Raw genomic sequence first — 9,607 nt, forward strand, 5'->3', positions numbered from 1 at the left:
GCATTCATCAATTTTGATTATACGCGCTGTGCCCCTCTTCGCGGATTTACTATGGCCATGTCACTGATTTGACTGGACAGGTTTCCCGTGCAACGGGCTTGGTTCGAGAGAGGAGCGCCAATGTCAGCCAATATTGCCGAGATGGAACGCCGCCGCGAGGCCGCCCGGATGGGCGGCGGGCAGAAGCGGATCGACGCGCAGCATGCCAAGGGCAAGCTGACCGCGCGCGAGCGGCTCGACGTCCTGCTGGACGAGGACAGCTTCGAGGAACTCGACCGCTATGTGGAGCATGACTGCACCGATTTCGGCATGGAGGATCAGAAGATTCCCGGCGACGGCGTCGTCACTGGTAGCGGCACGATCAATGGTCGGCTGGTCTACGTTTTCAGCCAGGATTTCACCGTGTTCGGCGGCTCTCTGAGCAAGCGCCATGCGGAGAAGATCTGCAAGGTGATGGACATGGCGATGAAGGTCGGCGCGCCTGTCATCGGCCTCAACGATTCAGGCGGCGCGCGCATCCAGGAGGGCGTGGCGAGCCTTGGCGGCTATGCCGAGGTGTTCCAGCGCAATGTGCTCGCATCGGGCGTGGTGCCGCAGCTCTCCCTCATAATGGGCCCGTGCGCGGGCGGCGCGGTGTATTCGCCCGCCATGACCGACTTCATCTTCATGGTGAAGGACAGCTCCTACATGTTCGTGACCGGCCCCGAAGTGGTGAAGACCGTCACCAACGAGGAAGTCACGCAGGAGGAACTGGGCGGCGCGGTGGTGCACACCACAAAGACCTCGGTCGCTGATCTCGCGCTGGAGAACGATATCGAGGCGCTGCTGGCCGTGCGCGAGCTGATGGGCTTCCTACCCGCTTCCAACCAGTCTGAATTGCCCGAACTGCCGACCAGCGACCCGTGGGACCGGTTGGAAGACAGCCTCGACACGCTGATCCCCGTCAACGCCAATATGCCTTACGATATGCACGAAGTGATCGCGAAGGTGGTGGACGAGGGCACCTTCTTCGAAATCCAGCCCGCGCACGGCGCGAACATCATCACCGGTTTCGGCAGGATCGAAGGGCGGCCTGTGGGTTTCGTCGCCAACCAGCCGATGGTGCTGGCGGGCGTGCTCGACATCAATGCCAGCCGCAAGGCCGCGCGCTTCGTGCGCTTCTGCGATGCTTTCAGCATTCCCATCGTGACGCTGGTGGACGTCCCCGGCTTCCTCCCCGGCACCGCGCAGGAGCACAACGGCATCATCAAGCACGGCGCAAAGCTGCTCTTCGCCTATGCCGAGGCGACCGTGCCCAAGATCACCGTCATCACCCGCAAGGCCTATGGCGGCGCCTATGACGTGATGGCGTCGAAGCACCTGCGCGGGGATCTGAACTACGCCTGGCCCACCGCCGAAATCGCCGTGATGGGCGCGAAAGGCGCAGTTGAGATCATCTTCCGCAAGGACCGCGACGATCCCGAAAAGATCGCCGAGAAAACGAAGGAATACGAAGACCGCTTCGCCAACCCCTTCGTGGCTGCCTCACGCGGCTATATCGACGAGGTGATCTACCCGCACTCGACCAGGCGGCGGATCGCGCTGGGGCTGCGGAAGCTGGCGAATAAGAGCCTTGAGAACCCGTGGAAGAAGCATGACAATCTGCCGTTGTGAGTATGCGCTACGTGCCTGACAAGAAGCCGGAGGCGACGCTTAAGGATCACCTTGGTAAGTGGTTCATGCGGATAGCTTTCTTCCTACTATTTAGCCCGTTCGTGATTGTGTTTCTGTTGGGCCTAACCGGCGAACCAATACCTGAAGGCGCTTTCGGCACGTGGTTTATGGGCGCGCTGACTGTAGCTGGATTGGTGACTAGTTGGGATATGTTCAGATCGGTAAAGCGGCACGGGGCTAGCGAGCTGGGGTGCGCACTTCCAATCGCGGCAGTGACCTGCTGGTGGGGTTGGATATTCTTGCGCGATCTGGGAGCCTTTGAATGAAACTCGGCCGTCTCAATCATATCGGTGTCGCCACGCCCTCCATCGCGGACTCCATCGGGCATTATCGCGAGACGATGGGCGCGGTGAAGGTGACCGAGCCGTTCGATCTCGAGGCGCAGGGGGTGAAGGTCTGCTTCGTCGACACGCCCGGCGAGAATGGTACCCACGGCACGCAGATCGAGCTGATCGAGCCTTTGTCCGATGCCTCGCCCATTGCCGGTTTCCTCGCCAAGAACCCGCTCGGCGGGCAGCACCATGTCTGTTTCGAGGTCGAGGATATCGCAGAAGCGCGCGAATGGTTCGAGGAGCAGGGCAAGCGCATTCTCGGCCCCACCCGCATCGGCGCGCATGGCACGCCGATCTTCTTCCTCCACCCCAAGGACATGATGGGCCAGCTGACCGAAATCATGGAAACGCCCAAGGAAGGCGCGCACTGGTCGAATTGACCGACCCTCGCGGAACACGACAATGACCGACAAACCCACCAAAGCCGACTGGCAGGAAAAGGCCGCAAAGGAAGTAAAGGGCCGCGACCTCACCTGGCACACGCCCGAGGGCATCGCCGTGCAGCCGCTCTACACGGCGCAGGACACGCCCGCCGAACCGTCGCCCCCCGGTTTTGAGCCTTTCACCCGCGGCCCCTATGCCAGTATGTATACCGGCCGCCCGTGGACCATCCGCCAATATGCGGGCTTCTCCACCGCCGAGGAATCTAACGCCTTCTACCGCCGCAACCTTGCCGCCGGGCAGAAGGGCCTGTCGGTGGCTTTCGATCTCGCCACCCACCGCGGTTATGACAGCGATCACCCGCGCGTGGTCGGCGATGTCGGCAAGGCGGGTGTCGCCATCGACACCGTGCGCGACATGGAGATCCTGTTCGACCAGATCCCGCTCGACACCATGAGCGTCAGCATGACCATGAACGGCGCTGTGATCCCGGTGATGGCGTTCTACATCGTCGCGGCGGAGCGGGCGGGCGTGCCGCAGGAGAAGCTTAGCGGCACCATCCAGAACGACATCCTCAAGGAGTTCATGGTCCGCAACACCTACATCTATCCGCCCGAGCCATCGATGCGGATCGTGTCGGACATCATCGCCTATACCAGCGCGAACATGCCGCGCTTCAACTCGATCTCGATCAGCGGCTATCACATGCATGAGGCGGGCGCGACGGCGGTGCAGGAGCTCGCTTTCACCATTGCCGACGGCAAGGAATACGCCAAACGCGCGATGGAAACGGGCCTCGATATCGATGCCTTCGCGCCGCGCCTCAGCTTCTTCTGGGGCATCGGCATGAACTTCTTCATGGAGATCGCAAAGATGCGCGCCGCGCGCACGCTGTGGCACGATGTGATGACCGAACTGGGCGCGCAGAACCCCAAATCGAAGATGCTGCGCACCCACTGCCAGACATCGGGCGTCTCGCTGCAGGAGCAGGACCCCTACAACAACGTGGTGCGCACCACGATCGAGGCGATGGCCGCGGTGCTGGGCGGCACGCAGTCGCTCCACACAAATGCGCTGGACGAGGCGCTTGCCCTGCCGACCGACTTCTCCGCCCGCATCGCGCGCAACACGCAGCTTATCCTGCAGGAGGAAAGCGGCATCACCAATGTCGCCGATCCGCTGGGCGGCAGCTATTACATCGAGGCGCTGACCGCCGAGATCACCGAAAAGGCGCGCGAGCTGATCGCCGAGGTGGATGCGCTAGGCGGCATGACCGAGGCGGTCGCCAGCGGCATGCCCAAGGCCCGGATCGAGGAAGCCGCAGCGGAAAAGCAGGCCAGCGTCGACAAGGGCGAGACGGTGATCGTCGGCGTGAACAAGTATCGCCGCGACGAGGAAGACGAGATCGACACGCTCGATATCGACAACCACGCCGTGCGCGCGAGCCAGGTGGAGCGGCTCAAGCGCGTGCGCGCCAGCCGCGACGAGGCCGCCTGTTCGGAGGCGCTGGAGGCGCTGACCCGCGCCGCCTACAGCTCCGGCAAGTCGGATCCGCGCCTGGCCGAAGGGGAGGACGAGAACGGCGTTGCGCTCCCGCCCTCGCAGCTGGAAAACCTTCCGGCGGAATCGGGCAACAATCTCCTTGCTCTCGCTGTCGAATGCGCCCGCCACGATGCGACACTGGGCGAGATCTCGGCAGCGATGGAGGAAGCCTTCGGTCGCTACGACACGGTGCCGACGCCGGTGAAGGGCGTTTATGCCGCGGCATATGCCGATGACGCGCGCTACGCGCAGGTCGTCGCTGGCGTGGAAGCGGTCGCGCGCAGGCTCGACCACACGCCGTGCGTGCTGGTCGCCAAGATGGGGCAGGACGGCCATGATCGCGGCGCGAACGTGATCGCCAGCGCCTTTGCCGATATGGGGTTCGATGTGATCTCCGGCCCGCTATTCCAGACGCCGGAGGAAACCGCCAAGATGGCGCTGGAGCGGGAGGTCGATGCCATCGGGGCCAGCTCGCTTGCGGCAGGGCATAAGACGCTTATCCCCGAACTCATCCAGCACCTACGCGATGCGGGCCGGGCCGATATCAAGGTGGTCGCGGGCGGCGTGATTCCGCCGCAGGATTACGACTTCCTCAAGAAGGCCGGCGTGCAGGGCATTTACGGCCCGGGCACCAATGTCGTCGAAGCGGCGGCGGACCTGCTGCGCCTGCTCGGCCATAACATGCCGCCCGCCGACGCAGCGCTGGAGGGGGCGGAGTGAACCGCCGCCGCATCCTGCGCTCGGCCATTCTCACCCTGGTCCTGCTGCCGACTTCCTGCCTCGCGGGCGTGACGGCGTCCGACCGGATGGACGCGCGCATCATCGCGCGCGGCGGTGCGCAGGACCCGCTGTGGTACGAGAACCTTCTATGGCTCGTCGCGCTTGCGCTGATGCTGGTATGGGCGTGGGCGATGAAGCGGTTGTGGGAGGGGGCCGAGTGAGGTTCGTAATTGCGGCTATCGCCGTCCTTATACTCGCCAACTTCATTTTGCTGATATCGGGCGAGCGCGTTCTCCTGACCGAGACGCTTGTACAACCCGGCGAGGCGGTGAGTGTCGAAGGCTTCGGAGATTTGAGCGGGAACGCGCAGGCCTCGTTAGTTTGCAAATACTGGACAGGTCGCTCAATGGTCACCACCGTTTTCTGGTACGCTCCGAACAACATCTTCGGGCGCGACCAATGTCCGTTTTTGAACGGTTCGGAAGGTTCGTAATGTTCTCCAAAATCCTCATCGCCAATCGTGGTGAAATCGCGTGCCGGGTCATTAAGACCGCGCAGCGTATGGGCATCGCCACCGTGGCGGTTTATTCGGATGCCGATGCGCGCGCGCCGTTTGTGCAGATGGCGGACGAGGCCGTCCACATTGGGCCGCCGCCTGCTGCCGAGAGCTACCTGCTCGCCGACAAGATCATTGCCGCGTGCAAGCAGACCGGGGCCGAGGCTGTGCATCCGGGCTATGGCTTCCTTTCCGAGCGCGCCAGCTTCGTCGAGGCGCTCGAAAAAGAGAACATCGCCTTCATCGGCCCGCCCGCCAGCGCGATTGCGGCGATGGGCGACAAGATCGAGTCCAAGAAGCTTGCCAAGGAAGCGGGCGTCAACACCGTGCCCGGCTCAGAGGACGCCATCGACACGACTGAGGAGGCGCTGAGCGTCTCCAAAGAAATCGGCTATCCGGTGATGATGAAGGCCAGCGCGGGCGGCGGCGGCAAGGGCATGCGGCTCGCCTATAACGACCAGGACGTGAAGGACGGGTTCGAGGCGACCAAGCGCGAAGGTCTCAGCAGCTTCGGCGATGACCGCGTCTTCATCGAGAAATTCATCCTCGACCCGCGCCACATCGAAATACAGGTGCTGGGCGACAAGCATGGCAATGTGCTCTATCTGAATGAGCGCGAATGCAGCATCCAGCGCCGCCACCAGAAGGTGGTGGAAGAAGCGCCCAGCCCTTTCGTTACGCCCGAAATGCGCCGCAAGATGGGCGAGCAGGCGGTCGCGCTGTCGAAGGCCGTCGGGTATCACTCGGCGGGCACGGTCGAGCTGATCGTCAGCGGCGCCGATCCGACAGGGGAGAGCTTCTACTTCCTCGAAATGAACACGCGCCTCCAGGTTGAGCATCCCGTGACCGAGGCGATCACCGGCATCGATCTCGTCGAGCAGATGATCCGCGTCGCGGCGGGCGAGAAGCTGCCCATGGCGCAGGACGATATCGGCATTGACGGATGGTCCATTGAAACGCGCGTCTATGCCGAGGATCCGTATCGCGGTTTCCTTCCGAGCACCGGCCGACTGGTGCGCTATCGCACGCCGGTGGAGCCGTGGTCCGGCGATCTGCGCGGGGTCGACGGCGTGCGTTTCGACAGCGGCGTGCAGGAAGGCGGCGAGGTCTCGATCTTCTACGACCCGATGATCGCCAAGCTGGTGACCTGGGGCGAGACGCGGAACGAGGCGGCGGATCTGCAGGTCGAGGCGCTCGACCGGATCGAACTCGATGGCCTTGGTCACAATGTCGATTTCCTCTCTGCGCTGATGCAGCATCCGCGGTTCCGTAGCGGCGAACTCACCACCGGTTTTATCGCGGAGGAATATCCCGACGGGTTCGAAGGCGCGGCCACGTCCGAGCGCACCGAGCAGGTGCTTGCCGCCGTCGCGGGCGTGATCGCCACCGCCGATGCCGACCGCGCGCGGCGAATTTCCGGCCAGCTCGACGGGCCGCAATTGCCGCCCGGTGACTGGTCTGTGCGCATCGGTGACGCCGATCACGAAGTGACGCTGGGCGAAGACGGATTGCTGGTCGATGGCGAGCAGGTCGTGCTCGAATTCCACTACACGCCGGGGGACCGCATGGTGGACGTCGCCTTGTTCAACAGCGCGGACGAGGATGCCGAGGCCGTCGCCAGCTACGGCATCCGCATCGCGGCCACCCGGCTTGGCTATCGCATGACCACGCATGGCCGCCAGCACGATATCCGCGTCCTGCAACAGCGCCACGCCGCGCTGGCGGGTCACATGATCGAGAAGGAGCCGCCGGACACGTCCAAGATGCTGCTCTGCCCGATGCCCGGCCTGCTGGTGACGCTGCATGTCGGCGAAGGCGATGCGGTCGAGAGCGGACAGCCGCTCGCGACGGTGGAAGCGATGAAGATGGAGAATATCCTGCGCGCCGAAAAGGCGGGCACGGTGGCGACCATTAATGCCGAGGAAGGCGAGACGCTGGTCGTCGACGCCGTGATCCTCGAACTCGAATAGGAACGCATGAATGGCTTACGAAAACATCACCGTCGACACCAAGGGCGCCGTCACCGTGGTGACGCTGAACCGCCCGCAGGCGCTGAACGCGCTCAACACCGCGGTGCTGGGCGAGCTCACCGAGGCGCTCGCCGCTTTCGATGCCGATGACAGCCAGCGCTGCGCCGTCATCACCGGGTCGGGCGACAAGGCCTTTGCCGCGGGCGCCGATATTAAGGAAATGGCGGACAAGCCGGCCGCCGATTTCTACCTCGAGGATTTCTTCGCCGGCTGGAACGCAATGACCGCGAAGACGCGCAAGCCTTGGATTGCGGCGGTGAACGGCTTTGCGCTGGGCGGCGGGTGCGAGCTCGCCATGATGGCGGACTTCATCATCGCATCCGAGAATGCGCGCTTCGGCCAGCCCGAGATCAAGCTGGGCGTTGCCCCCGGCATGGGCGGCAGCCAGCGCCTCACCCGCGCTGTCGGCAAGGCGAAGGCGATGGATCTGTGCCTGACGGGTCGAATGATGGACGCCGCGGAAGCCGAGCGGGCCGGTCTGGTCTCCCGCGTGGTGCCGCATGAAGAGCTGATGGACGAGGCGATGAAGGCCGCCGAAGCCATCGCCGGAATGCCGCCCATGGCCGCGATGGTGAACAAGGAACTGGTCGACGCCGCCTTCGAGACGACGCTGAGCCAGGGGATGCTACACGAACGCCGCCTGTTCCAGATCCTCACCGCGACGGAGGACAAGGCCGAGGGCATGAAAGCGTTCGTCGAAAAACGCGAGGCGAACTGGAAGGGTCGATAACCCGCATACGCCTCGGCGGAACCGCGCCCCGCCCGTTGGACTTGTTGCAGATGAGGGCGTAGAGCGCCCGGCAACAAGTTACATTTGCAACGGGATTGGACCATGCGACAGATCGACCACGTCATTGCCGGGGGCACCGGCTCCGCAGGCGCAGCACGCACGCACAAGGTGTGGAACCCCTCCACCGGTGAAGTGCAGGCCGAAGTCGCGCTGGGCGATGCCGCGCTGCTCGACAAGGCGATTGCTAAGGCGAGGGAAGTGCAGCCCGGTTGGGCCGCCACCAATCCGCAAAAGCGCGCACGGGTGATGTTCGCCTTTAAGCAGCTGCTGGAAGAGAACATGCAGGAGCTCGCCGAGTTGCTGTCCAGCGAGCACGGCAAGGTGATCGACGATGCCAAGGGCGACGTGCAGCGCGGGCTCGAAGTCATCGAATATGCATGCGGTATCCCGCAGGCGCTGAAAGGCGAGTACACGAACGGCGCGGGTCCGGGCATCGATGTCTATTCCATGCGCCAGCCGCTTGGCATCGGAGCGGGCATCACGCCGTTCAATTTCCCCGCCATGATTCCGATGTGGATGTTCGGCATGGCGATCGCGGCGGGCAACGCCTTCATCCTCAAACCGTCCGAGCGCGATCCCAGCGTGCCTGTTCGCCTCGCCGAACTGTTCCTGGAGGCCGGGGCGCCCGAAGGGTTGCTGCAAGTCGTGCATGGCGACAAGGAAATGGTCGACGCGATCCTCGACCACCCCGATATCGCCGCGGTCAGCTTCGTCGGCTCCTCCGACATCGCGCACTACGTCTACAATCGCGGCGTCGCGGCCGGAAAGCGGGTGCAGGCGATGGGCGGGGCGAAGAACCACGGCATCGTCATGCCAGACGCCGATCTCGACCAGGTGGTGAACGACCTGTCCGGCGCGGCATTCGGCTCCGCCGGGGAACGCTGCATGGCGCTGCCGGTGGTGGTGCCTGTCGGCGAGAACACGGCGGAGCGGCTGAAGGAGAAGCTGATCCCGGCGATCAACGCGCTGCGGGTCGGCGTCTCCAGCGATCCCGATGCCCATTACGGCCCCGTCGTCACACCCGAGCATCGCCAGCGCATCGAGGACTGGGTGACCACGGCGGAGAAGGAAGGCGGCGAGATCGTGATCGATGGCCGCGGCTTCAGCCTGCAGGGCCACGAGGACGGCTTCTTCGTCGGCCCCACGCTGATCGACCATGTCACGCCCGACATGGAAAGCTACAAGGAAGAGATTTTCGGCCCCGTGCTGCAGATCGTGCGCGCCAGGGATTTCGAGGAAGCGCTGCGCCTGCCGAGTGAGCATCAATACGGCAATGGCGTTGCTATCTTCACCCGCAACGGACACGCCGCACGCGAATTCGCGCACCGGGTGCAGGTCGGCATGGTCGGTATCAACGTGCCGATCCCGGTTCCGGTCAGCTATCACAGCTTCGGCGGCTGGAAACGCTCCGGCTTCGGCGATGCGGACCAATACGGCATGGAAGGCCTGCGCTTCTGGACCAAGGCCAAGAAGGTAACGCAGCGCTGGCCCGACGGCGGCGGCGACGGCTCCAACGCCTTCGTCATTCCGACCATGGGGTGAT

9 protein-coding genes are annotated in these 9,607 nt (G+C 63.9%); all 9 read left to right on the forward strand.

The genetic code is table 11. The features are described 5' to 3' along the window. The first annotated feature begins 120 nt into the window (after positions 1 to 120). The 9 genes from D6201_RS11025 (at position 121) to D6201_RS11065 (ending at position 9,606) form a co-directional block, all read left to right on the forward strand. On the forward strand, positions 121 to 1,653 hold the full coding sequence (locus D6201_RS11025; protein WP_120048825.1) for an acyl-CoA carboxylase subunit beta: 1,533 nt from the start codon (positions 121 to 123) through the stop codon (positions 1,651 to 1,653). Next, entirely contained in the window at positions 1,650 to 1,979 is a 330-nt protein-coding gene (locus tag D6201_RS11030; protein ID WP_133304005.1) for a hypothetical protein, read from the forward strand. The genes D6201_RS11025 and D6201_RS11030 overlap by 4 nt, the downstream gene beginning before the upstream one ends. Next, positions 1,976 to 2,425 (forward strand): methylmalonyl-CoA epimerase, encoded by a 450-nt coding sequence (gene mce, locus D6201_RS11035; RefSeq protein WP_120048827.1) that lies wholly within the window; start codon positions 1,976 to 1,978, stop codon positions 2,423 to 2,425. Before D6201_RS11030 ends, mce begins: the two co-directional genes overlap by 4 nt. Positions 2,426 to 2,447: 22 nt before the next feature. Then, positions 2,448 to 4,688 (forward strand): methylmalonyl-CoA mutase, encoded by a 2,241-nt coding sequence (gene scpA / locus D6201_RS11040; RefSeq protein WP_120048828.1) that lies wholly within the window; start codon positions 2,448 to 2,450, stop codon positions 4,686 to 4,688. Further along, a complete protein-coding gene (locus D6201_RS11045; RefSeq protein ID WP_120048829.1) occupies positions 4,685 to 4,909 on the forward strand; it encodes a hypothetical protein in 225 nt (74 codons plus the stop codon). The genes scpA and D6201_RS11045 overlap by 4 nt, the downstream gene beginning before the upstream one ends. Next, complete coding sequence (locus D6201_RS11050; RefSeq protein ID WP_120048830.1) at positions 4,906 to 5,181, forward strand: YobH family protein; 276 nt, start codon at positions 4,906 to 4,908, stop codon at positions 5,179 to 5,181. The genes D6201_RS11045 and D6201_RS11050 overlap by 4 nt, the downstream gene beginning before the upstream one ends. Continuing rightward, a complete protein-coding gene (locus tag D6201_RS11055; protein ID WP_120048831.1) occupies positions 5,181 to 7,214 on the forward strand; it encodes an acetyl-CoA carboxylase biotin carboxylase subunit in 2,034 nt (677 codons plus the stop codon). The genes D6201_RS11050 and D6201_RS11055 overlap by 1 nt, the downstream gene beginning before the upstream one ends. Before the next feature lie 10 nt (positions 7,215 to 7,224). Continuing rightward, complete coding sequence (locus tag D6201_RS11060) at positions 7,225 to 8,004, forward strand: enoyl-CoA hydratase-related protein (protein WP_120048832.1); 780 nt, start codon at positions 7,225 to 7,227, stop codon at positions 8,002 to 8,004. 102 nt (positions 8,005 to 8,106) lie between these two features. Next, entirely contained in the window at positions 8,107 to 9,606 is a 1,500-nt protein-coding gene (locus tag D6201_RS11065; RefSeq protein WP_120048833.1) for a CoA-acylating methylmalonate-semialdehyde dehydrogenase, read from the forward strand. The last annotated feature ends 1 nt before the right edge of the window (position 9,607 follow it).

Origin of the sequence: Aurantiacibacter aquimixticola (assembly GCF_003605475.1) — a bacterium.
Classification (GTDB): Bacteria; Pseudomonadota; Alphaproteobacteria; order Sphingomonadales; family Sphingomonadaceae; genus Alteraurantiacibacter; species Alteraurantiacibacter aquimixticola_B.